The 23762-nt window shown below is 69.5% G+C and carries 20 protein-coding genes; 14 read left to right on the forward strand and 6 right to left on the reverse strand.

The window, feature by feature from the left end:
- On the reverse strand, window positions 1-2720 hold a 2720-nt coding region (eccCa, locus tag YWW_RS0115990; RefSeq protein WP_026930896.1), incomplete at its 3' end, for a type VII secretion protein EccCa.
- Between the two features lie 318 nt (window positions 2721-3038).
- Here eccCa and eccD point away from each other — a divergent pair.
- From eccD to YWW_RS36925, 3 genes are all read left to right on the forward strand, one after another.
- On the forward strand, window positions 3039-4454 hold the full coding sequence (eccD, locus tag YWW_RS0115995; protein ID WP_026930897.1) for a type VII secretion integral membrane protein EccD: 1416 nt from the start codon (window positions 3039-3041) through the stop codon (window positions 4452-4454).
- Window positions 4455-4502: 48 nt separating this feature from the next.
- Window positions 4503-6062, forward strand: a complete 1560-nt coding sequence (gene eccB, locus YWW_RS0116000; protein WP_162145961.1) for a type VII secretion protein EccB — start codon at window positions 4503-4505, stop codon at window positions 6060-6062.
- Between the two features lie 81 nt (window positions 6063-6143).
- Window positions 6144-6911: a nuclear transport factor 2 family protein gene (locus YWW_RS36925; RefSeq protein ID WP_051325903.1), complete on the forward strand. Its 768-nt coding sequence runs from the start codon at window positions 6144-6146 to the stop codon at window positions 6909-6911.
- Between the two features lie 56 nt (window positions 6912-6967).
- Here YWW_RS36925 and YWW_RS0116010 read toward each other — a convergent pair whose 3' ends face one another.
- Window positions 6968-7741, reverse strand: a complete 774-nt coding sequence (locus tag YWW_RS0116010; protein ID WP_026930899.1) for an SGNH/GDSL hydrolase family protein — start codon at window positions 7739-7741, stop codon at window positions 6968-6970.
- 219 nt (window positions 7742-7960) lie between these two features.
- The gene (locus tag YWW_RS30935) at window positions 7961-8734 is read right to left on the reverse strand and encodes a GntR family transcriptional regulator (protein WP_211228589.1); all 774 of its coding nucleotides are present in this window, start codon (window positions 8732-8734) and stop codon (window positions 7961-7963) included.
- 230 nt (window positions 8735-8964) lie between these two features.
- Between YWW_RS30935 and YWW_RS30940 the strand changes: the two genes are divergently transcribed.
- The 11 genes from YWW_RS30940 to YWW_RS0116070 all read left to right on the forward strand — a co-directional run bounded on the left by YWW_RS30940 (window position 8965) and on the right by YWW_RS0116070 (window position 19922).
- Window positions 8965-9867: a transporter substrate-binding domain-containing protein gene (locus tag YWW_RS30940; RefSeq protein ID WP_162145962.1), complete on the forward strand. Its 903-nt coding sequence runs from the start codon at window positions 8965-8967 to the stop codon at window positions 9865-9867.
- A gap of 4 nt (window positions 9868-9871) precedes the next feature.
- Entirely contained in the window at window positions 9872-10642 is a 771-nt protein-coding gene (gene ehuC / locus YWW_RS0116025; RefSeq protein ID WP_026930900.1) for an ectoine/hydroxyectoine ABC transporter permease subunit EhuC, read from the forward strand.
- Window positions 10639-11307: an amino acid ABC transporter permease gene (locus tag YWW_RS0116030; protein ID WP_026930901.1), complete on the forward strand. Its 669-nt coding sequence runs from the start codon at window positions 10639-10641 to the stop codon at window positions 11305-11307. The genes ehuC and YWW_RS0116030 overlap by 4 nt, the downstream gene beginning before the upstream one ends.
- Complete coding sequence (locus tag YWW_RS0116035) at window positions 11288-12097, forward strand: amino acid ABC transporter ATP-binding protein (protein WP_342673578.1); 810 nt, start codon at window positions 11288-11290, stop codon at window positions 12095-12097. The genes YWW_RS0116030 and YWW_RS0116035 overlap by 20 nt, the downstream gene beginning before the upstream one ends.
- Before the next feature lie 263 nt (window positions 12098-12360).
- Window positions 12361-13041 (forward strand): potassium channel family protein, encoded by a 681-nt coding sequence (locus YWW_RS0116040; protein WP_051325906.1) that lies wholly within the window; start codon window positions 12361-12363, stop codon window positions 13039-13041.
- A gap of 1 nt (window position 13042) precedes the next feature.
- Window positions 13043-14392, forward strand: a complete 1350-nt coding sequence (locus YWW_RS0116045) for a TrkH family potassium uptake protein (RefSeq protein ID WP_026930904.1) — start codon at window positions 13043-13045, stop codon at window positions 14390-14392.
- A 92-nt stretch (window positions 14393-14484) separates the two neighbouring features.
- Window positions 14485-15912: a hypothetical protein gene (locus YWW_RS0116050; RefSeq protein ID WP_155830208.1), complete on the forward strand. Its 1428-nt coding sequence runs from the start codon at window positions 14485-14487 to the stop codon at window positions 15910-15912.
- 15 nt (window positions 15913-15927) lie between these two features.
- Window positions 15928-16923 carry a sensor histidine kinase gene (locus YWW_RS0116055; protein WP_026930906.1) on the forward strand — a complete coding sequence of 332 codons (996 nt, stop codon included), beginning with the start codon at window positions 15928-15930 and terminating at the stop codon, window positions 16921-16923.
- An 11-nt stretch (window positions 16924-16934) separates the two neighbouring features.
- The gene (locus YWW_RS0116060) at window positions 16935-17333 is read left to right on the forward strand and encodes a roadblock/LC7 domain-containing protein (RefSeq protein ID WP_026930907.1); all 399 of its coding nucleotides are present in this window, start codon (window positions 16935-16937) and stop codon (window positions 17331-17333) included.
- Between the two features lie 252 nt (window positions 17334-17585).
- On the forward strand, window positions 17586-19265 hold the full coding sequence (gene ctaD / locus YWW_RS30945; RefSeq protein WP_035700502.1) for an aa3-type cytochrome oxidase subunit I: 1680 nt from the start codon (window positions 17586-17588) through the stop codon (window positions 19263-19265).
- Window positions 19266-19358: 93 nt separating this feature from the next.
- Window positions 19359-19922: a nicotinamidase gene (locus YWW_RS0116070; RefSeq protein WP_026930908.1), complete on the forward strand. Its 564-nt coding sequence runs from the start codon at window positions 19359-19361 to the stop codon at window positions 19920-19922.
- 6 nt (window positions 19923-19928) lie between these two features.
- Here YWW_RS0116070 and YWW_RS0116075 read toward each other — a convergent pair whose 3' ends face one another.
- The 3 genes from YWW_RS0116075 to YWW_RS0116090 form a co-directional block, all read right to left on the reverse strand.
- Complete coding sequence (locus tag YWW_RS0116075) at window positions 19929-20696, reverse strand: isoprenyl transferase (RefSeq protein WP_026930909.1); 768 nt, start codon at window positions 20694-20696, stop codon at window positions 19929-19931.
- A gap of 116 nt (window positions 20697-20812) precedes the next feature.
- Window positions 20813-22648 (reverse strand): phosphoenolpyruvate carboxykinase (GTP), encoded by a 1836-nt coding sequence (locus YWW_RS0116080; RefSeq protein ID WP_245595443.1) that lies wholly within the window; start codon window positions 22646-22648, stop codon window positions 20813-20815.
- Window positions 22649-23195: 547 nt separating this feature from the next.
- Window positions 23196-23750: a hypothetical protein gene (locus YWW_RS0116090; protein WP_051325907.1), complete on the reverse strand. Its 555-nt coding sequence runs from the start codon at window positions 23748-23750 to the stop codon at window positions 23196-23198.
- Window positions 23751-23762: the final 12 nt, after the last annotated feature.

A 23762-nucleotide genomic window follows, 5' to 3' on the forward strand; every position in this document is an offset into this window, starting at 1 on the left:
TCTTCCTGGCGGCCGAAGACGCCGGCGACGTGCGGGAGCTCCTCGATGCCGCGCAGCGTGCCGCCGCCGAAGTCGAGGCAGTAGAACTGCACCTCGCGCGGGGTGTGCGTCAGCGCCAGCGAGCCGATCATGGTCCGCAGCATCGTCGACTTGCCCGACTGGGCCCCGCCGGCGATGGCGACGGTGCCCTGCGCGCCGGAGAGGTCGACGATGAACGGGCTGCGCTTCTGCTCGAACGGCCGGTCCTCGTCGCCGATGACGGCGTGGAGCTTCCCGTTGAGCGCGAAGCCCTGCGGGGTCAGGCCCCGGACCGGGTCGATCTCCAGCGGCGGCAGCAGCTGGTCGAGCGTGGGCGGATCGGCCAGCGGCGGCAGCCACACCTGGTGGGCCGGGCGGCCCATCCCCAGGCAGTTGTTGACCATGACCTCGAGTTCGGAGAGCTTCTCGTTCTCGTCCTCCTCGACCTCGGCCACGACCTCCTCGGGCTCCTCCTCGGGCTCCGGTTCGGGCGGCAGCTCGACGCGGCCGGGCAGGAACCGCTGCACCTTGTGCTGCACGGCGGCGATGCGCTCGGCGCGCGAGGCGATCTTCTTCGGCGGCTTGTAGGTCCCGCCGACGTAGGCGGCGCGGAAGCGCACCAGGTCCTCGGTGCCGACCTGGAGGTAGCCGTGGCCCGGCTGCTGCGGCAGCTCATAGGCCGCGCCGGAGCCGATGACGGTGCGCGACTCCTGCGCCGAGAAGGTCCGCAGCGCCACCCGGTAGGACAGGAAGGTGTCCAGGCCCTTGAGCTTGCCCTCCTCCAGGCGCTGCGAGGCCAGCAGCATGTGCACGCCGATCGAGCGGCCGATGCGGCCGATCTGGAGGAACAGGTTGATGAACTCGGGCTTGGCGACGAGCATCTCGGAGAACTCGTCGGCGATGATCAGCAGCGTCGGCATCGGATCGAGCGGCTGCCCCGCGGCGCGGGCCTTCTCGTACTCCCACCGGTTGGTGAAGTTGCCGGCGCGGCGCAGCTCCTCCTGGCGCCGCACCAGCTCGCCTTCGAGGGCGTCCTGCATGCGGTCGACCAGCTCGATCTCGTCGGCCAGGTTCGTGATGACCGCCGAGACGTGCGGCAGCTCGTCCAGGGCCGCGAACGTGGCGCCGCCCTTGAAGTCGACGAGGATGAAGTTGAGCTCCTCGGAGGAGTGCGTGGCGATCAGGGAGCCGACGATGGTGCGCAGCACCTCCGACTTGCCGGAGCCGGTGGCGCCGATGAGCAGGCCGTGCGGGCCCATGCCGCCGACGGCGGCCTCCTTGAAGTCGATGTCGACGATCGCGCCGTCCGGGCCGGGCCCGATCGGGACCTTCAGGTAGTCCTTGATCGGCTTCTCGCGCCAGTGGACGGCCGGGTCGAGCGCGGCGGCGTCGTTGAAGCCCAGCATCTCCGGCAGGCTCGACGGGTTCGCCATCGGCGAGGCCTCTTCGTCGCCGGACTCGGTGGAGCCGCCCGCGCCCTTGAGCGTCAGGCGCCACGGGGACAGGCTCCGGGCGATGCCCTCGGCCTGGTTGTACGAGAGCCGGTCGGGCCTGCCGAGGACGCGCCGGCGCCCGGCCTGGTCGGTGCGGATCTCCTCGACGGCGACGTCGAACAGCTTGGTGTCCGGTCCGGGCTTGCGCGGCAGGTAGCCGGAGAAGTCGAAGACGGTGACCCCGGCCATGCCGCCGGCGGCGACGATCCCGGTCGGGTCGACCTCGCCGCCGTCGAGGATGATCACCAGGTGCCGCTCGCCCTCGCCGGAGGTGGCCCCCGGCGACCATCCGGCGCGGCTGGCCATCTGGTCGCGCAGGGCGGTCTCGAGCTGGCCGGTGGAGTTGTAGAACATGCGCACCGGTCCGGCGCCGTCCTCCTCGCTGGGGTGCTGGAGGTGCGGCAGCCACTTCATCCAGTGCCACTCGGGCATGCGCTCGTTGTCGGCGACGACGGCGATCAGGACGTCGTCGGGCGAGTGCAGGACCGCCAGCTGGCAGAGCTGGGCGCGCAGGTTGTCCATCACCAGGGCCCGGTCGCCGCGCAGGACCATGCGCCCGGCCTCGGTGTACTTCATCGAACGCGGGATGTCGATGACGTTGGAGTGCGCCGCCACGAAGCGCCTGAGCGCCATCGACGTCATCGGCTCGAGGTCCTCGACCGGCTTCGTCTCGGGAGGCACCAGCTTCATCGTCATGCGCTGCTTGCCGACGCCGACTCTGACCTCGAGCGAGTCGTCGTCCTTGGGGCGCCGCTCCCACATCCGGCGCGAGCCGACCAGCGACCACAGCGCGCGGGGGTCGGGGTGGCGCCAGCGCGCCGCCCGCCACTGCCGCTCGGCGCCCTTCCTGGCGCGGCGGCGGACCTGGTTGAGGTAGCGCATGTAGTCGCGGCGGTCGGCGTTGAACTCGGCCTTCTTCTGGCCGCGGTTCGAGGTGATGTTGGTGGCCATCATGCCGATCATCGAGATGCCCATCATGGCGCCCATGGCCATCATGAGCGGGTCGACCCCGCCGCCGGCGCCGCCGCGGCGCATCATCATCAGCGTCATGGCGCCCGCGCCGCACAGCATCGGCAGGATCATGAGGTACTGGCTGATCGACTTCGGCTGCGGGTCGGGCATGTCCGGCGGGGATTCGAGCAGGATGTCGCCGCGCGGGGCCTGCGGACCGCGTTTACGCGGCGGCCTGCGGAAGAGTTTGGTCGTCACAATGGGTCCTTGTACTCAATCACCGGGGGAGGCGCCTGCCACAGCTCGACTCGCTCGCGTCTCGCGAACTTCGGCGAGGCCGCTTGCGGGCCGTGACGCAACACTCACGGCGGAGCTTGCGAGCTGTAATCCGGCGCTCACAGCGAAGCTTGCGAGCGGTAATTTTGGTCTTGCCGTATAAAAGATATAAGTGCGCTCTGTCGAGTATCGCACTGTCAGGGTAGAACCGCATCGCCACCGGGCGCCCGTGCTCGGTTGCGCGGAGGATTTATCCTGGACGAGTCCCCCCAGTTTCGACCCGACCCGGAGGTTCGCGCGGTGAGCACCAAGTCGGCCACCCTGAGCAGGGTGACGATCGTCAGCCCTCGCACGAGGATCGACCTCGCGTTGCCCTCAGACGTCCCACTGTCCGACCTCCTGCCGACCATCCTGCACCAGGCCGGGGAGTACTACATCGACGAGGCCGGCGACAACGGCGGCTGGATCCTGTCCAGGCTCGGCGAGGAGCCGCTCGACACGGGCCACTCGTGCTCGCAGCTGTCGATCACCGACGGCGAGATGCTGTACCTGAACCCGGCCGACGCGGCCAAGCCCGAGATCGTCTTCGACGACGTCATCGACGCCGTCGCCACCGCCACCGAGCAGCGCGGCAACCGCTGGGACCACCTGGCGACGAAGCGCTTCGCCACCGGCGTCGGCACCGCGGCCCTGGCCGCGGGCGCCATCGCGGTGCTGTTCACCGGCCCGCCGCAGCTGCCGGGCGCGGTCGTCGCGCTGGGCGTGGCGTTCGTCCTCGTCGGCGCCTCGCTGCTGCTGTCACGCGCGGTCGGCGATTCGCGCGCGGCCACCTACTTCGGCGTCACCGCCGTGTTCTACGGCGGGGTCGGCGGCCTGCTCCTGGCCGCCGGAGACACGAGGATCTCCGACCTGGCCGCGCCGCACGTCATGATCGCCGCCGCGGCGATCCTGCTGTTCAGCGTGCTCAGCATGGTCGCCGTCGGCGACATGGCCTCGGCTCCGGTGTTCATCACCTCGATCCTCGGCGCGGTCGTGCTGGCCGTGGCCGTGGGCTTCATGATCCTCGTCGACCACCCCAACTACCCGGCCACCGCGGCGACCGGCGCGGCGATCGCCGCGCCGCTGGCCCTGGCGATCCTGCCCTCGGCGCCGCGCCTGTCGCTGACCATGGCGATGGTGCCCACCCCGCAGCTGCCGGCCACCACCGAGGAGCTCAAGGAGGGCGACGCCGAGTCCGTCGACGGCAAGCGGATCCTCAAGCTCTCCGAGCACGCCGGGAACTACCTCGAGGCGCTGTACGCCTTCGCGGCCGTGGTCGGCGTGGTCTCGACGATCGCGCTGGCGTTCTCCGGCACCACGCCCGGCGTCATCCTGGCCACGGTCATCGCCCTGGTCCTGCTCAGCCGCTCGCGCACCATCGAGGACCGCCCGGCCCGCATCGTCATGCTCGCCGCGGGCATGGGCGGCCTGGCCGCGGTGCTCACCGCGATCTTCATCGACGGCGGCACCTTCGTGCGCCTGGTCGCGATCCTGGGCGCGCTGACGCTGCTGACCCTGATCGCGATGGTCTACGGCCTGGCCGTGGCGGGCAAGAAGATCGCCCCGACGTGGGGCCGCATGCTCGACATCTGCGAGGCGCTCCTGATCGTGTCGATCCTGCCGCTGGCCGGCTGGATCTGCCACCTGTACTCCTTCGCGCTGACCCTGCGCGGCTGACCCCCGCCCCCGAGCCGATCCCGAGAGAGGCCGAATCCGATGCCGCAGATGCGTTCCCGCCGCGAACAGGTGGACGCCCACCGCTTCATCACCTCGCGGATGAACCAGGCTCTGGTCCTGGCGAACCCCGACTCGGTCGAGCGTCCGCTGCGGCGCATCGGCGTCTCGATCTTCGTCTCGGTGATGATCATGGTGCTCATCTTCGCCGGTTTCGCGATCGCCGCGCTGCTCAACAAGGGCAACGAGGACCCCGTCATCGGATCGATCATCACCGTCAAGGGCACGCAGGCGATCTACGTCTACACCTACGCGCCGGGCGACGAGGAGGCCGGCGAGCCGGCGAAGCTGTGGCCGGTCGCCAACTACACTTCGGCGCTGCTGCTGCTCCAGCCCTACGACGGCGAGCCGCCGGTCCAGGACCTCAAGCCCGAGTCGCTGGAGGGCGTCCCGCGCGGCTTCCCCATCGGCATCACGGGCGCGCCCGCGGAGCCGCCGCCGCCCGACAGCCTCCTGCAGAGCGAGAACTGGAACGCCTGCACGATGCCCGCCGAAGAGGGCAGCAAGGACAGCCACATGCTGACGCAGCTCGTGGTGGAGGACCTGCCCGCGCCCGAGTGGCTCGGCCAAGACCAGTGGCTGCTGGCCAGGACCGCCGTCGCCGACCCCGCCGAGCAGGACCTCTACCTGCTGTGGAACGACCGGAAGTACGAGATTCAGGACGAGCGGGTGCTGAACGTGCTGGACCTCCAGCGGGCCGAGTCGATCCCGCTCAACGAGGACATGCTGAAGACGATCCCCTCGGGCGCGGCGCTGGCGGCCGAGCCCGGCGAGGGCTTCGGCACCGACTCCGGCGTCTCCACCGACGAGCACGGCGTCCTCCAGTACGGCCAGACCGTCGAGGCCGGCGAGGAGCTGTTCGTGCTGATGCAGGACGGGGCGAACGGCGACGAGTTCGCCGAGATCACCGAGACCGAGCGGCGGCTGCTCCAGGACGAGACCGGCCTGGACACGCTCACCATCCCGGCCCAGGTGAAGAACGACACCGGCGCGCAGGCCGCGTACGGCTCCGACGACTTCCCGCAGGATGTCGAGGAGCTGTGGACGGTGGACCCGGCCCGCTTCGCCGTGTGCGCGGTCTTCGACCCGGACCTGAGCAAGGACGAGGCCAAGATCTCGATCGCCATGTACGAGACGGCGCCCAAGACGATGACGGACGCCGCCGAGTCGATGGACATCAACTCCGAGGGCGACATCGTCTCCAACGTGCCGGGCCAGACCGCCCAGCCCGTGCTGCCGCCGGGCACCGCCGCGCTGGTGTCGGCGCAGTCGAGTCCGGGGCAGACCATCCAGGGCATCACGTACCTGGTCGACAGCCTCGGCTACCGCTACGGCCTGGTCGACGTCGGCGAGACCGGCTCCACCAAGAAGCTGCTCGGCTACGGGGACGTCGAATCGGTCGGCGTGCCCGAGTCGATGCTGTCGCTCATCCCCAAGGGGCCGAGCCTGGACCCGACCGTGGCCAAGAAGCAGCAGGCGCCCGACAGCGACGAGATCCCCACGTTCGACACCGGCGAGGACGAGGAGTCGGCGGCGGCCGAGGGCGAGTAGCACGGGTCCCGCAGGGTCCCTTGCCGCTTGCACGTACGTGTTAACCTGGCGCGACAGAATCCTGAGACCTGAGGAAGCATCATGGCCTACCCGCCGCAACAACCGGGTTTCGACCCGAACCAGCAACCGCCTCAAGGAGGCCAACCGGGCGGCTACTCCCCGCAGCAGCAGCCCGGATACGGCCAGCAGCCCCAGCAGCCCGGTTACGGGCAGCAGCCGGGCTACGGCCAGCAGCCCCAGCAGCCGGGCTACGGCCAGCAGCCGCCCGGGTACGGTGCTCAGCAGCCCGGTTACGGGCAGCAGGGCGGCCTGCCGCCCGCGCCGCAGAAGTCGAAGACCGGCCTCATCGTCGGCATCGTGGGCGGCGTCGTGGTCCTGGGCGCCGTGATCGGCCTGCTGGTCTGGCAGATGGGCGGCGGCGGGGCCGGCGACGAGCCGTCGGCCGGCGACTCCCCCACCGAGGTGGTGGAGAAGTACATGGAGACCTCGATGGCCGCGGTCGAGTCCGGCGACATCTTCACCGACCCCGATGCGGTCGTCGACGACATGCTCCCGTACTTCTGCTCCGGCTCGCAGGAGTCGATCGAGTCGGCGCTGGCGGAGGTCGGCGGCGGCGGCGAGCTCACCGAGGAGCAGTCCTCGGCCCTCGACGGCATGGAGGTGAACGTGGAGTACACCGTCAGCAACGAGGCCATCGACGGCGACACCGCGACCGTCGACGTGGAGACCACCGGCGAGATCACCATGGGCGAGCTGGGCAGCCAGCCGGTCGACGAGACCCAGACCATCGACCTGGTCAAAGAGGACGACAAGTGGCTGATCTGCGACCCTGACGCCAACTTCCTGTAGTACTTGAGACGACCAGGGCCCCGCCGCGTTCGCGGCGGGGCCCTTCGTCGTGTCGCTCAGAGGGCGGCGGACAGCTCGGCGAAGTAGCCGTCCCTCTGGCCGTCGACGTTGGGGTGGTAGGACTCGGCGATCGGCCAGGAGATCCCGTTGAGCCACTCGACGTCGTCGCAGATCGCGTGGCCGTCGAAGGCGTCGCGCATGTCGATGTGGCGCAGGCCGTGCGCCTCGGCCGCCGCTCCGACGGTCTCGGCGAGCAGGTCGGCCGCGTCGTTGAGCCGCGCCTGCTCCTCGGGGCTGATGCGGGTGATGACGTTGCACTCCTCGCCGTTGAACAGGCGCGGGTAGCCGAGGACGATGACCTCGGCGTTCGGCGCCGCGGACGCGACCGCCTCGTAGGCGGCGGCGAGGCGCCCCGGCAGGTCCTCTCGGATGTAGCGCTCGGCCTCGTCGATCTGCGCGTCGCAGGTCAGCGGGTACGGGTAGGCGCACTGCTGGATGACCGAGGCCCAGCCGGTGTCGTTGCCGCCGACGGTGACGGTGACGAGGTCGGTGCTCGCGGAGAGGCCGCCGAGCTGGTCGTCGATGAGGTCGGTCGTCGTCGCGCCCGAGCAGGCGGCGAAGGTGAGGTCCGCGTCGAGCTCGGCGGCGAGGAGGCTCGGATAGGCGGACTCGCTCCGGCTGCAGCCGGAGCCGTCGTCGATGTAGTCGCGGGTGCCGACGCCGGAGGCGTAGGAGTCGCCGAGGGCGACGTACTCCGTGGTCTGCGCCCAGGCCGAGGCGGGAACGAGGACGAGTGCGGCGAGCGTCGCGGCGATGGCTGTGCCCACCATTGTGGAGATTCGCCGGGGGTATGGCATTTTGGGCTCCGTCTCGAATTTTGTCCGGGGACTGGGCCCTGTTTATATCAACTCCGTAACGAACGATCCAGAGACGGAATACGAAGAGTCGGAAAATTGACTGTGACCGTTCCGTTTGGGCGGCAAGGGGGTACCCCGCCGGTCATGCGGGGTGGGGGCGAGCACGGGGATCGCCGCGCGGCGGCGGGCGGGCTAGACGCCCTCGGGCAGGTCGAGGCGGTCGAGCGGCTGCGGCACGTCGGGGGTCTCGGCGAGGAGGCGCTCGTCCTCCTCCTGCTTGGCCTCCGCGGGCTCGGCGAGCAGGCGCCGCACCTCATCCTGGAGGTGGGCGTCGAGCAGGTCGCAGAAGCCCTCGGCGTCGCCGTCGGTCAGCGCGCCCAGGAGGGCGACGTGCTCGCCGGCGAGGTCGCGGTGGACCTCGAAGTGCTCGTACATGGAGAGGGTGCACAGCCGCGTCTCGATGAGCAGGGTGCCCGTCATGCGCGCCAGCCGCGGCGACCCGGCCGCGACGGCCAGGATCCGGTGGAAGTCGAGGTAGGCGTCGCCCAGTTCGCGGGCGTCGTCGTTCTTCAGGGCGCGCTGCATCCGCTTGACCTCGACGCCGAGCTCCTTGAGGATCGGCTTGCGCTCGGCGGGCGGCTGCGCCAGGAGGCGGCGGCCGAGCTCGGCCTCGATGCGGGAGCGCAGCCAGTGGATGTCGCGGACGTCCTCGGCGGTCATGGTGCGCACGGCCAGGCCGCGGCGCCTGGGGATGACGAGCAGGCCCTCGGCGGTCAGGCGCTGCATGGCCTCGCGCAGCGGGCCGCGGCTGACGCCGAGCTGGTAGGCGAGTTCGGCCTCCCCCAAGGGAGCCCCGGGAGGGAGCGCGCCGTCGAGGATCGCGTTGCGGATGGTGTCGGCGATGAGGTCCACCGTAGAGGTGCGCCGTACCGGCGCCAGGCGCCCAACCTGACGGGTGCTCGACAACCCGCTCATGCGATCCGACACAGCCGTCTCTCTCCTTCTGTCCGTACTGATCAGCATCTTAGCGCTACTCGTAACGCACGCTCTGTCGAAAGGTTGGGTTGTAGCGCGCACCGGTTGCGTGGTTTTCCGGCGATTTCGTTACCGAACGTCGATCATCGGATTGTCGACAAACTTACATTAGAACGCTAAGGTCGGCAATGAACACGAGAAAGTTTCTGGAGGAGACCACCGTGTCAGACAATTTGAAACTGAACCGTCGCCACCTGATGCTCGGCGCCTCCGGCGGCGCGGCCGTCCTGGCTCTCGGGGCCTGCTCCCGGACCGAGGAGGGCGGTGGAGGCGGCCTCCTGGAAGAGGCACAGGACGGCGGCAAGCTGCGCGTCGCCTACGCCGACGAAGCCCCCTACGCCTACACCGCCGAGGACGGCTCGGTCACCGGCCAGTCCGTCGACACCTACATTTACATTCTCGACCAGCTCGGCATCTCGGCCGACCAGATCGAGTGGAAGCAGACCAAGTGGGAGTCCCTCATCCCCGGGCTCGGCAGCACCCACGACATGGTCGTCGCCGGCATGTACATCACCCCCGAGCGCTGCGAGGCCGTGGCCTTCGCGAACCCGGACTACATCATGCCGGACGCGCTGATGGTGCTGGCCGGAAACCCGGGCGGGTGGACCACGCTCAACGACATGGCCGAGACCGACGGCGTCATCGGCGTCATGAACGGCACCAGCGAGTACGAGGTCGCCTCCGCGATCTTCGACGAAGAGCGGATCAACGTCCAGGCGAACCTCGACGCCCTCATGCTCGAGCTCAAGGCCGGCCGCTGCGACGCCATCGGCCTGACCTCGGCCAACCTGAAGCTCGCCGCCGAAGCGGACGCCGAGGTCGAGGTCACCGAGCCCTTCTGGCTCATCGACCCCGAGAGCGGCGAGGAGATCATCGGCGCCGGCGCGGGGGTCTTCCAGCCCGGCGACTCGGATTTCCGCGACGCGGTCAACGAAGAGGTCGCCACGCTGCTCGAGGACACCGCGACGTGGGAGGGCATCGTCTCCCCGTACGGCTTCACCGCCGACGTCAACCACCCGGAGGGCCTGACCGCCGAGGACCTCTGCCCGGACACGTACCAGTAGCGCCATGGACTGGCAGACCATAATCGACTCGCTGCCCAGCTATGCCGAGCCGTTCTGGGTGACCGTCCAGGTCACCGTCGGCGCCTCGGCGCTGGCGCTGGTCGTCGCCTTCGGGCTGGGGCTCATGACCAGTTCGAAGCACCTCATCGTGCGCACCCCCGCCCGCACCGTCGTGGAGTTCATCCGCGGCTCCTCGGTGGTGGTGCAGCTGTTCTGGTTCGCCTACGCCATGCCGCAGCTGCTGGGCATCCAGTTCGACTACGCCATCCTGACCGGGATCATCGCGCTGGCGCTCAACTACGGCGCCTACTCCTCGGAGGTGGTGCGCGGCGCCATCGCGGCGGTCCCCAAGGGGCAGTTGGAGGCGGCCACCGCGCTGAACTTCACCAGCGCGCAGAAGATGCGACTGGTGATCCTGCCGCAGGCCTGGCCGGAGATGATCCCGTCCCTGTGCTCCTTCGCGATCATGCTGCTCAAGGCCAGCGCGCTGGTCTCCCTGGTGCAGATCATCGACCTCACCGCCTGGGCCGAGACGCTCGGCCGACGTCCGGGGCAGGACCTGCTGGTGCACCTCGGCCTGATCCTGGTCATCTACTTCATCCTGGCCTGGCTCATCTGGACCGGCATGCGGGCGCTCGAGCGCCGGGCGAAGCGGGGCCTGGGCCAGGGCCACCCCACGACCCGCACGAAGGACACCGAGACCGTCGGCGGCGTGCTGGGCGGGCTGGAGCCCGACGACCATGTCGTCACGGAAGGAGGAGGTGACCGGGCATGAGCGGTTGGAGCAATGAACGCGCCGCCGAGATCTTCCCGATGGTCCTGGACGGCTTCTGGGTCGTCCTCCAGGTCACCCTCGTCGCGAGCGTCATCGCAGTGGTCCTGGGGCTGCTGGTCGCCATCGTCGAGCAGTCGGCGCCCCCCGCGGTCCGCCGCCCCGTCAGCTGGTTCATGCAGTTCATCCGGAACACCCCGCTGCTGGTGCAGGTGCTGTTCGTGTGGTACGCGGTCAGCCTCTACATCAACCCCGAGTGGAGCGCCTTCGCCGTCGGCTCGGCGGTGCTGGGCCTCCACTACGCCTCGTACACCTCGGAGTCCTTCCGCGCCGGGATCGAAGCGATCCCGAAGGGGCAGTGGGAGGCGGCCACGGCCCTGAGCCTGCCGGCCCACCGCACCTGGTTCGCGGTGATCCTGCCGCAGATGATGCGGCGCTCGACCGCGGCGGTCGCGAACTGGCTCATCGCCATGTTCAAGGAAGTGCCGACGCTGTTCGCCATCGGCGTCATCGAGATGATCGCCCAGGTCCAGACCTACACGGGCCTGAACTACACCGGCGACGTCGAGGGCTACACCATCGCGGGACTGCTGTTCCTCGCCGCCTCCTACCCGGTGGCGGTCGCGATGCGGAGATTGGAGATTCGCCTTGCCAAGTCAAACTACTGACCCGATCATCAAGTTCGACCGGGTCAACAAGTCCTTCGGGGACCTCGAGGTGCTCAAGGGGCTGAGCTTCGAGATCGGCGCGGGCGAGCGCGTGACGCTCATCGGGCCCTCAGGCTCGGGCAAGACCACGATCCTGCGCCTGCTGATGACCTTGGAACTCGTCACCCCGGTCAAGCACCCCGACGAGAACGGCGGGGTCATCTGGGTCGAGGGCGCGCCCTACTCCCACATGGAGAAGGGCGGGAAGCTGCACGTCGCCTCGGAGCGCTACCTCAGGCAGCGGCGCCAGAAGGTCGGCATGGTCTTCCAGCAGTTCAACCTGTTCCCGAACATGAAGGTGCTGCGCAACGTCACCGAGGCGCAGGTCCACACGTTGAAGCGCTCGAAGGAGGAGGCCGAGTCCAAGGCCCGCGACCTGCTCGACCTGGTGGGGCTGTCCGACAAGGTGGACAACTACCCCAACCAGCTCTCGGGCGGGCAGCAGCAGCGCGTGGCGATCGCCCGCGCCCTGGCGATGGACCCGGACATCCTGCTCCTGGACGAGGTGACCTCCGCTCTGGACCCGGAGCTGGTGGCCGACGTGCTCGGCGTCCTGCGCGACATCGCCGACACCACGAACATCACGATGCTCATCGTGACCCACGAGATGGGCTTCGCCAAGGACGTCTCCAACCGCGTCATGATGTTCGACCAGGGCGTCATCGTCGAAGAGGACACACCCGACAGAATCTTCTCGGATCCCCAAGAAGTGCGCACACAGGACTTCCTCCGGGCCGTCCTGTCAGAGTAGAATTGGAACCTCCTCCATCCTTGGAGAGTGTTAGGGGTGTTCGAGGGGGCGGCCATGAGGGGTTTAGGGCCGCCCCCTCTTTACGTGCCCGCCCGCCCCTCCCGGATACCGGCCCGAAGGCCGCGACGGCGGCCTCCGCGGGGCCTCCGCTCCCTCCCCAGCGGCCACGCCGACCGGCCCGGGCGCGGTATGCGGCGACGTCACGCTCGGTCAGTGGCAGAATCTAACAGCGTGTCAACCCGTTACTGCGAGGACCGGCGCTTATGAATCTGTTCGGCAAGGGCGATGTCACCCCCGAGGAAGCCGTGGCCGTCATCGGCCTGGGCCGCTTCGGCACGGCCGTCGCCGAATCCCTCACGAGGCTCGGCCACGAAGTCCTCGCCGTCGACGAGCGCCCCGAGATCGTGCAGCGCGCCTCCGACTCCCTCACCCACGTGGTGCAGGCCGACTCGACCGACTCGGCCGTGCTGGCGCAGCTGGGCGTGGGCGAGTTCGACCACGTCGTGGTCGCCATCGGCACCGACATCGAGGCGAGCGTGCTGACCGTCCTGGCCTGCGAGGAGGCCGGGGTCCGCGAGATCTGGGCGAAGGCCATCAACGCCAAGCACGGCCAGATCCTGCACCGCACCGGCGCCCACCACGTCGTCTACCCCGAGGCGGCCATGGGCGAGCGGGTCGCGCACCTCGTGAGCGGCAAGATGATGGACTTCATCGAGTTCGACGACGGCTTCGCGATCGTCAAGACCAGGGCGCCGGCCGAGGCGGTCGACAAGCGGCTGGGCGAGTCGAAGCTGCGCTCGAAGTGGGGCGTGACCGTCGTCGGCGTCAAGAAGACCGGTGAGGACTTCACCTACGCCACCCCCGACACCGTCATCCTCGAAGGCGACACCCTCATCGTCTCGGGCAGCACGGAGAAGGTCGAGGCGTTCGCCTCCACCACCTGACATGCGCTTCTTCACCGGCTGGTTCACCCGTCACCCCGTGCGCCTGGTCCCCATGGGGTTCGCGGCCACCATAGCCGCCACCACCGTGCTGCTGTGGCTGCCGATCTCCCAGGCCACCGACTCGGGCACCCGCCTGATAGACGCGCTGTACACCGCGACCTCCGCGGTCACGGTCACCGGACTGATCACACTGGACACCTCGTCCCACTGGACGGTCTTCGCCGAGGCCGTCCTCATGGTCGCCATGCAGATCGGCGGCCTCGGCATCATGGCCAGCGCCGCCTTCCTCGGCCTGGTCGTCAGCAAGCGGCTCGGACTCCGCTCGCGGCTGATGGCGCAGGCGGAGACCAACCGCGCGATCAACATGGGCGATGTCAGAGGCGTCCTCTCCCGCGCGGTCCTGGTGATGGCCTCCGTCGAGACCGTCACCGCCGCCTTCCTGGCCGGCCGCTTCCACCTCGAATACGGCTTCTCAAGGCCCGAGGCGATCTGGCAGGGCGCCTTCCACTCGATCAGCTCGTTCAACTCCGGCGGCTTCAGCCTCTTCGCGAACTCGCTGGAGAACTTCGAGAACGACCCCTGGATCATCGTCCCGATCATCGCCTCCTCGATCATCGGCGGCCTCGGCATGCCGGTCCTGTACGAACTGGCCCGGCGCGACTGGGGCCGCAGGAAGTGGACGCTGCACACCAAGATGACGCTGACCGGGACGGCGATCCTGTTCGTCGGCGGGTTCGTCGTCTTCCTGGCCTTCGAGTGGTCGAACCCGGCCACGCTGGGGCCGTTCGCGTGGCACCAGAAGCTGCTGCCCGCGCTGATGCAGGACGTCATGCTCCGCTCGACCGGTTACAACACGATCCCGGTCGGCGAGATGCACACGCACTCGGTCCTGGTGGGCGTCATCCTGATGTTCATCGGCGGCGGCTCGGCCTCCACGGCCGGCGGCATCAAGGTCACCACGTTCTTCGTGCTGCTGTGGGTCATCTGGTCCGAGATCCGCGGCGAACCCGAGGCCTCGGCGTTCCGCACCCGGCTGAGCGACTCGGTGATCCGGCAGGCCATGTCGGTGGCGCTGCTCTACGTCGCCTTCATCGCGGCCGGAGCGATCCTGATCCAGATGTTCGAGCCGCACCTGCGGCTCCACGACATCCTCTTCGAAGCGACCTCGGCCGGCGCCACGGTGGGGCAGTCGACGGGCATCACCGCCGCGCTCTCCGACCCTTCCAAAGTGGTGTCGATCGTACTGATGTACGGAGGACGGATCGGGCCGGTGCTGTTGGCGACGTCCCTCGCGATCCGCACCAGGCACCGGTTGTACCGTTACCCCGAAGGCCGTCCCCTCGTCGGCTGATCCACCCCTGCCCGCCGACGAACCGCCACTACAAGCGAAGATAGTCCCAGCCCCACCGCAGTGCGGTTCGTCGCCCAGAAAGGACTCCCCCGATGTCCCGTAAAGCCCGGCAGCGCACCAGCCGTCTTCCGATCCGGATGCAGCTCATGCTGCCGATCGCCGCCGCGCTGATGGGGATGCTGGTGCTGGGGCTGTTCCAGACCGTGCACGTGTGGGGCGAGTACCAGGACGCGACCGACGCCGAGGTGCTCGCCGACCTCGCCGGAGCGGCCGCCGACGTCCTCGACGGGCACCAGGACGAGGGCGCGCCGATGCTCCAGGCGGCGCTGACCGGCTCGATGGACGAGGTCGACATCGACTCGCTGCGCCAGCGCACCGACGAGGCGGTGGTCGAGTTCGGGTCCGTGGCCGGGCCGGCGAGCGAGCGGTTCCCCGCCCTGTCCAACTCCCTGGACGAGCTGCTCAACCACTTCGAGCGCTTCGACGGCGCCCGAAGCGCCATGGACCGCCTGGCCTCCGGCGAGCTGACCTTCAACGACCGGGAGGTCGTGGACGCGTTCATCACCTACCAGACGATCGCGAACAAGCTCGTCAGCCTCACCTCCCGGCTGCCGGGCCTGGTGGACAACGCCGCCATCGCCTCCCACCTGGACGCGCTGGACTCCTCGCTCCAGGCGGGACGGCTCGCCGCCGAGATCCAGTTCAGCGTCGCCTACGACCTGACCGCGCTGGCCGCCGCCGACGAGATCCTGGTCGGACGGGTGTCGCTCGGCAACGTCGCGCACCTGTCCGGCTCCTTCGACCGCCAGATCCTCGAGCTGGAGAGCAGCGCCTCGGAGGAGATCAGGGACGTCTACCGCACCGCGATGGCCACGGACGAGGCCGACACCGCCCGGGCGGCGCTGCTGATCTACCTCGACGGCGACATCCCCGACCTGGAGCCCGCCGAGTTCTCCGCCGCGCAGGCGGCGGTCGTCAGCGCCCTGCACCGGACCCAGGACACGGCCGTGGAGGTCCTGGACCGCGACGTCGCCGCCCTGCGCGACTCCTCGACGCGGACGCTGCTGACCACATTCGCGCTGATCATCGTGCTGGCGTTGACGGCGATCATCTCCGCGGCCATGCTCGCCCGCCGCATCAGCCTGCGCGTCGACTCCGTCCGCGAGGCCACGCTGACCGCCGCCTACGACACGCTGCCCAAGACCGTCGCCGCGGTCTCCCAGGCCTCCAACGCCGACGAGGTCGACCGGCTGCTCCAGGCCGCCAAACGGCAGACGATCGTCGCCACCGACGCCCGCTACTCCGACGAGCTCGACAGCCTCGCCGAGGCGTTCAGCGCCGCCCACCACCAGGCGCTGCGCCAGACCGCGAACCAGGCGCTGCTGCGCATCGACGTCGAGGCGATGATGAAGACCCTCGCCAGGCGCGGGCAGAGCCTCATCCGCCGCCAGCAGCAGGTCATGGAGTCGCTGGTGGACGACTCGCCCTCGGAGGTCCCCGACGAGTGGCGCAGCGTCTAGCACCTGCTCAGCCGCATGCGGCGCAACGAGGAGAACCTGCTGCTGCTGGCCGGCGGCGATCCGCAGCGGCGCTACAACCACCCCGCCGACATCGAGACGATCATCCGCGACGCGGTCTCCGAGATCGAGGGCGCCGGGCGCGTCGTCGTCGAGAACCAGGTCTCGGCGCGCCTGGAGACCAGGCCCGCCGGCGACGTCGTCCGCATCCTCGCCGAGCTGCTCGACAACGCCGCCTCCTACTCCCCTCCCACGCAGCAGGTCCGCGTCACCTCCCGCCGCTCGGGCTCGGAGATCGTCATCTCCATCGCCGACGACGGCATCGGCCTCAACCCCGAGCAGATGTCGGCGATCAACCGCCGCCTGGCCGAGCCCACCCAGCTGAACTCGGAGCTCACGGCCACCATGGGCCTCCTGGTCGTCGGCCGGCTCGCCGCCGAGCACGCCATCAGCGTGCAGCTGCACTCCACGATGGGCAAGGGCACGCTCGCGCTCGTCCGCATCCCCGCCTCGGCGCACGCCGAGCTGACCGCCGGCCTGCTCCCGACCGCGCCGGGGACCTCCTCGGCGCGGCTGGCGCTGTCGGCGCACGCCGCGAACCTGCCGATGACCGGCACCGGCTCCGACGCGGCCGCCGAGGGCGCCGCCGAGCCGATCGTGCCCCGGCCCCTCAAGGCCGGAGTGACGCCCGAACCACGCCCGGTAGCTGGGCAGACGCGCGGGCCCTCCGGGGGCGCCCCGAACGGTTCGGCGGTCACTGCGGGACCCGCGGCGGAGCCGGTGGATGTTACCTTCAGGAAGGTGAACAGAGCACTCGAATCCGCCGGAGGCCCGAACGGCACGGAACTGCCGCGGCGGGCGCCGGGCACCCGGCTGCTGCCGGGGGCCGTCCCCGGCGCGGGACCGAGCTCGGGCGGCGTCGACCTCGACCCCGCCGAGATCCGCGACCGCCTGACCGGCTTCGCCTCCGGCATCGCGGCGGCCTCGGAACACGAACAACGAAAACTTCAGTAGAAAGCAGGGAGATGGATAGCAAGGACAACAGTGTCGGTGAACTCGACTGGCTCCTGACCTCCTTCGTGGAGAAGGTGCCGGACGTCTCCGAAGCCCTGACCGTCTCCGTCGACGGACTCGCCCTCGCGGCGTCGCAGGGCCTGTCCACCGACCGCGCCGACCAGCTCGCCGCCATCACCTCCGGGCTCGCCAGCCTGACGACGGGGGCGGCCAAGGTCCTCAACGCCGGCCGCATCCGCCAGTCGGTCATCGACATGGACGAGGGCGTGCTGCTGCTCATGGCCGTCGGCGACCGCGCCCAGGTGGCCGTGCTCGCCAACGCCGGCTGCGACCTCGGCCAGGTCGGCTACGAGACCGCGCTGCTCGTCAAGCGGGTCTACGCCGCGCTGGAACCCGACGCCCGCAGCTGAGGGCCCGCGCGGCGGCGGCCCACCGCATCCGCCGCGCGGACGCGTAGGAGATTGCTCACGGACCGGCGCCGCCGGCCTCCGCGGTGGTCCGCCCCGCTCGCCGCGCTCCGCCCGTACCATGCGAACCACCTGCGATAACCACCGAACGCTCACGCACCGCCACGCCGCTTCGCTCTTCCCCCTCCGCAGGAGAGCCGAATCGGGGGGCTATTCTGCGTTCGCTACCTGGAAACAGAATCTGGAGGCCCACAGGTGACCACGGTTGAGCCCAAGGTCGAACCAACGCCTATCGTCGCGCGCCCCTGGCCGGTGCGCCGCGAACCGAGGGGCTCCTGGCTCGCCCGCACCCTGCGCACCACCGACGCCAAGCAGATCGGCCTGATGTACTTCGTGACGTCGATGGCCTTCTTCGGCATCGGCGGCGTACTGGCCCTGCTGATCCGCGCCGAGCTGTTCCGACCGGGGATGCAGATCGTCTCCGCCGAGCAGTACAACCAGCTGTTCACGATGCACGGCACGATCATGCTGCTCATGTTCGCCACCCCGATCGTGTTCGCCTTCGGCAACTACTTGGTTCCGCTCCAGATCGGCGCCCCCGACGTCGCGTTCCCGCGGCTCAACGCCTACGCCTACTGGCTGTACCTGTTCGGCTCGACGCTCGCCGTCGCCGGCTTCATCACGCCCGGCGGCGCGGCCGCGTTCGGCTGGTTCGCCTACCAGCCGCTGTCGAACGCCGTGAACTCCCCCGGGATCGGCGCCGACATGTGGTTCGTCGGCCTGACCATCTCGGGCCTGGGCACCATCCTCGGCGCGGTCAACATGATCACCACGATCGTGACGATGCGGGCCCCGGGCATGGTCATGTTCCGGATGCCGATCTTCACCTGGAACATCCTCATCACCAGCCTGCTGATGATCCTGGTGTTCCCGATCCTGGCCGCCGCGCTCCTCGCGGTCGTCGCCGACCGGCAGCTGGGCGCGCACGTGTTCGACGCCGAGACCGGCGGCGCGATCCTGTGGCAGCACCTGTTCTGGTTCTTCGGCCACCCCGAGGTCTACATCGTGGCGCTGCCGTTCTTCGGCATCGTCTCCGAGATCTTCCCGGTCTTCAGCAGGAAGCCGATCTTCGGCTACAAGACGCTCGTCGCGGCCACCCTCGCCATCGCGGGCCTGTCGATGGCGGTGTGGGCCCACCACATGTACGCCACCGGCGCGGTCATGCTGCCGTTCTTCTCGCTGATGACCTTCCTGATCGCCGTGCCCACCGGCGTCAAGTTCTTCAATTGGATCGGCACCATGTGGAAGGGCCAGCTGACCTTCGAGGCGCCGATGCTGTTCAGCCTCGGCTTCCTGGTGACCTTCCTCCTCGGGGGCCTGTCGGGCGTCCTGCTCGCCAGCCCGCCCATCGACTTCCACGTCTCGGACTCCTACTTCGTGGTGGCGCACTTCCACTACGTCCTGTTCGGCACGATCGTGTTCGCGGTCTTCGCCGGCGTGTACTTCTGGTTCCCGAAGGTCGCCGGGCGCATGTACGACGAGCGGCTCGCGAAGGTCCACTTCTGGTTGACGTTCATCGGCTTCCACACCACGTTCCTGGTGCAGCACTGGCTGGGCAACGAGGGCTTCCCGCGCCGCTACGTCGACTACCAGGCCGGGGACGGCTTCACGACGCTGAACATGATCTCGACGGTGGGCGCGTTCATCCTGGGCCTGTCGACGCTGCCGTTCATCTGGAACCTGTTCAAGTCCTGGAAGTCCGGCCGCCTGGTCGAGACGAACGACCCGTGGGGCTACGGCGGCTCCCTGGAGTGGGCCACGAGCTGCCCGCCGCCGCTGCGCAACTTCGACCGGATCCCGCGCATCCGCTCCGAGCGGCCCGTCTTCGACGAGAAGTGGGGGCACCTGGTCCCGGAGTCGAAGAAGGGGCATTGAGCCACGTGAGAAAAGGGCCCGGAGACGATGCCTCCGGGCCCTTTTAAGGTCCCACCCCTGACAGATCCGTACCCGCTCGATAGGCTTTGAAACATGAGCAGGGCATTGATCGTGGTGGACGTCCAGAACGACTTCTGTGAGGGCGGCTCGCTGGCCGTCGACGGCGGGGCGGCGGTGGCCCGCGGCGTCACCGAGCTCATCGGCGCCGAACGCGAGCGGTGGGACCATGTGGTCGCCACCCGCGACTGGCACATCGACCCGGGGCTCCACTTCTCGGCCGAGCCGGACTTCCGGGACTCGTGGCCGCCGCACTGCGTGGTCGGCACGCCGGGCTCGCACTTCCACCCCGACTTCGACCACACGCTCGCCGAGGCCGTGTTCGACAAGGGCGCCTACGAGGCGGCCTACTCCGGTTTCGAGGGCTCGAGCGGCGAGACGGGCCTGGCCGAGTGGCTGCGGGAGCGCGGCGTGGACGAGGTCGACGTCGTCGGCATCGCCACCGACCACTGCGTGCGGGCCACGGCGCTGGACGCCGTCGGCGAGGGCTTCCGGGCGACGGTCCTGCTCGGCTACACGGCGGCCGTCGCCGAGGAGACGCGGGCGAAGGCCCTCCGGGACTTCGAGGAGGCGGGCGTCGCGGTCGAGCCCGGCGCCTGAGGGCGGCTATCTGCCGTAGCGGCGGTTGCGGGTCGCGAAGGAGCGGACGGCGCGCAGGAAGTCGACGCGGCGGAAGTCCGGCCAGTTCGAGTCGCAGAAGTAGAACTCCGAGTACGCCGACTGCCACAGCAGGAAACCGGACAGCCGCTGCTCACCGGAGGTGCGGATCACCAGGTCGGGGTCGGGTTGACCGGTCATGTAGAGGTGCCTGGCGATGGAGGCGGCGTCCACGGCCTCGGCGGCCTGCTCCAGGGTGAGGCCGGCCTCGGCGTGCTCGAGCAGCAGGGAGCGGACCGCGTCGGCGATCTCGCGCTGGCCGCCGTAGCAGACGGCGAGGTTGACCTGGACGCCGCGTTTGCCGGCGGTGCGCTGCTGGGCGTCCTTGAGGCGGGACTGGTGGTCGCGCGGGAGCAGGTCGAGGGCGCCGACCATCCGCAGCTGCCACGGCTGGGGGGTCTCGGCCAGTTCCTCGGTGAGCTCGCAGATGATGTCGAGCAGCGGGTCGAGCTCCTCGGCGGGCCGGGAGAGGTTCTCGGTGGACAGCAGCCAGATGGTGACGTGCTCGACGCCGAGCTCCTCGCACCAGGACAGGAAGCGTTCGATGTGCTTGGCGCCGGCCCTGTGGCCGTCGTTGGGGTCGGTCAGGCCCATGTCGCGCGCCCAGCGGCGGTTGCCGTCGACCATGACGCCGATGTGCTTGGGCAGCGGCCTGCCCGCCAGCTCGTTGGCGAGCCGGCGCTCGTAGATGCGGTAAAGCAGGTTTGCGATCGCCACGACCGACAATTGTAGGCCGGTGCGCCGGGCGCTCCTGCGGGCACCGAGTCGCGGCCCGCGGGCCGCCGCCCGGTGGCGGCGGCCCGCACGTCTCCCCGGGTGGGGGCAGGTGGTGCTCAGCGCAGGTCGAGGCGGTGCTTCAGCGCGTCCAGCTCGCTCCAGAGCATCGCGGGGAGCTTGTCGCCGAAGCGGGTGAACCAGCTCTCGATGAGCGGGATCTCGGCGATCCACTCGTCGCGGTCGACCTCGAGGGCGGCCTTGAGGTCGGTCGGGTCGATGTCGAGCCCCGAGACGTCCAGCGACTCCGGTGTCGGGCAGTGCCCGATCGGGGTCTCGACGGCGTCGGCGCGGCCCTCGAGGCGTTCTGCGACCCATTTCAGGACGCGGGCGTTCTCGCCGAAGCCCGGCCACAGGAACCGGCCGTCGTCGCCGCGGCGGAACCAGTTGACGTAGAACACCTGCGGCATGAGCGAGGCGTCGGTGGCGGCCTTGCCCATCGCGATCCAGTGCCCGAAGTAGTCGGCGGCGTTGTAGCCGATGAACGGCAGCATCGCCATCGGGTCGCGCCGCACCAGGCCGACCTGGCCGGCGGCGGCGGCGGTGGTCTCGCTGGAGAGCGTCGCGCCCATGTAGACGCCGTGGACCCAGTCGCGGGCCTGCGTCACCAGCGGCACGGTGGTGGCCCGGCGCCCGCCGAACAGGATCGCGTCGATCGGCACGCCCCGCGGGTCGTCGTATTCCCTGGCGAGGACCGGGCACTGCCTGATCGGCGTGCAGAACCGGCTGTTGGGGTGGCTGGAGGGGCCTTCGGCCTCGGGCGTCCATGGCTGCCCGCGCCAGTCGACGGCGTGCTCGGGCGCCTCTCCCATGCCCTCCCACCACACGTCGCCGTCCTCGGTGAGCGCGACGTTGGTGAACAGGGTGTGGCCCCGTTCGATGGTGCGCATCGCGTTGGGGTTGGTCTTGTAGTCGGTGCCGGGGGCGACCCCGAAGAAGCCGGACTCGGGGTTCGAGGCCCACAGCCGGCCGTCCGCGCCGAAGCGGAGCCAGGCGATATCGTCGCCGAGCGTCTCGACCTTCCAGCCGGGGATGGTCGGCTCGAGCATCGCGAGGTTCGTCTTCCCGCAGGCCGAGGGGAAGGCGCCGGTCACGTGGTAGACCTTGCCTTCGGGGCTGGTCAGGCGCAGGATGAGCATGTGCTCGGCCAGCCAGCCCTCGTCGCGGCCGATGACGGATCCGATGCGCAGGGCGTAGCACTTCTTGCCCAGCAGCGAGTTGCCGCCGTAGCCCGAGCCGTAGGACCAGATCTCGCGGTCCTCGGGGAAGTGGGAGATGTACTTGGTCTCGTTGCACGGCCACGGCACGTCGGCCTCGCCGGCCTCGAGCGGCCTGCCGACCGAGTGCAGGCAGGGCACGAAGTCGGCGTCCTCGCCCATGGCCTCGAGGACGTCGGCGCCCATGCGGGTCATGATGCGCATGCTGACGGCGACGTAGGCCGAGTCGGTGAGTTCGACGCCGAATCGGGGTTCGTCGGCTTCGAGCGAGCCCATGCAGAAGGGGACGACGTACATGGTGCGTCCGCGCATCGAGCCGCGGTAAAGCTCGGTCATGGTCTCGCGCATGTAGTCGGGGGCGGTCCAGTTGTTGGTGGGGCCGGCATCCTCGGGGTCGTTCGAGCAGATGAAGGTCCGCTCCTCGACGCGTGCGACGTCGTCGGGGTCGGTGCGGGCGAGGAACGAGTCCGGTTTGGCGGGGACGGGCTCGAGGGTGCCGAACGCCACCAGCTCCGCGGTGAGGCGCCGCCATTCGGCGTCGGATCCGTCGCACCAGACGACTTGGTCGGGGCCGGTGAGGTCCGCGATCTCGGCCACCCACGCGATGAGGCGCTCGTGGCGGGTCGGCGGACGCATAAGCCCCGTCGTGGGTTCTGCGGTCTCTGAAACTGTGCTCACTGTCGCTCCTTCGGTTCAGGGCGGTCCGGTCGCGGGCGGGGTCGCCGGCCGGGACCGGTGTCTTGGACGTTACGGGACCTCCTGCCCTCACCGAGGCGGTAATGCTCGAATGAAGACGACTTGAGCAGGGATTTCTCACGCAGGTTTCGAATGCTTGCGCATTCGAGCTCGGAATGAGCAGATCTACTTGTATTTCATGCTTCTTCGAGCAAGAGTGATAGCGAAACCATGAATTAGGTTCACCGCACCAACGAATCGGATCGGTTTCGATCATTGTTCGAGCGCGTTAGCGCACTGCGAGGAGGCGTGCGGAGGCGCCGCCCGGGGCGGGTTTCGGGTGTTTCCCCGGCGCGGCGCGGCGGGCCGCGCGAGGATGCAAGCCATACTCACCGCAGGTCGAGCATCGGAGGCGGCGATGGCGCACCGCAGGGAACACGAGGCAGTGCCGGGGGGCCACCGGGCCAGGGCGTGGGCGATCGGCTCGGCGGTCGCGGTCGCGGCCGTGCTGGCGGCCGTGGCGGCGCTGCTGCTGTGAAGGGCTCCGCTGTCAGACGGCGGGGCCGCGGCGGCGCAGGTCGTCGACGCTGAGCATCGCCTCGCGCAGTTCCTTGAGCCAGTCCTCGGCGTGCTGCTCGACGAGCCGGACGCACCAGGCGAGCGCGTCGGAGCGGGAGGCGGCCACGCCGGAGCCGACGAGGGTGTCGAGGACGAGCCGCTCGGGCTGGCGGAGCCTGGTGGTGACCGGTATGGACTGGTGGGTGAACACCATGGTGGTGGCCCCGCACCTGGCGCCCCAGGAGGCCTGCCGGTGGTAGCGGTACTGGAGCTGCTGGGCGATCTGGACGCGCATGTCGCGGGTGGCCTCGCGGAACCGGGAGATGCGGCCCTCCTCGGTGGCGGCGCGGTCGGACTCGGTGGCGTCGCCGGGGTGGTCGGGGGCCGGGAGCGGGCAGATGATGATCATCTCGTCGCGGTCGACGCTCACCTCCGGCATGCCGGCGATCCAACCGTCGGGGACGATGCCGAAGATCCACGCCGGGGCGTCGTCGGTGGACGGCAGGGGGCCGTAATGCCACGAGCTGGTGTCGTCGATGCCCGCCATGGAACGGTCTCC

The organism is Glycomyces tenuis DSM 44171 (assembly GCF_000427885.1).
GTDB classification, from domain to species: Bacteria; Actinomycetota; Actinomycetes; order Mycobacteriales; family Micromonosporaceae; genus Glycomyces; species Glycomyces tenuis.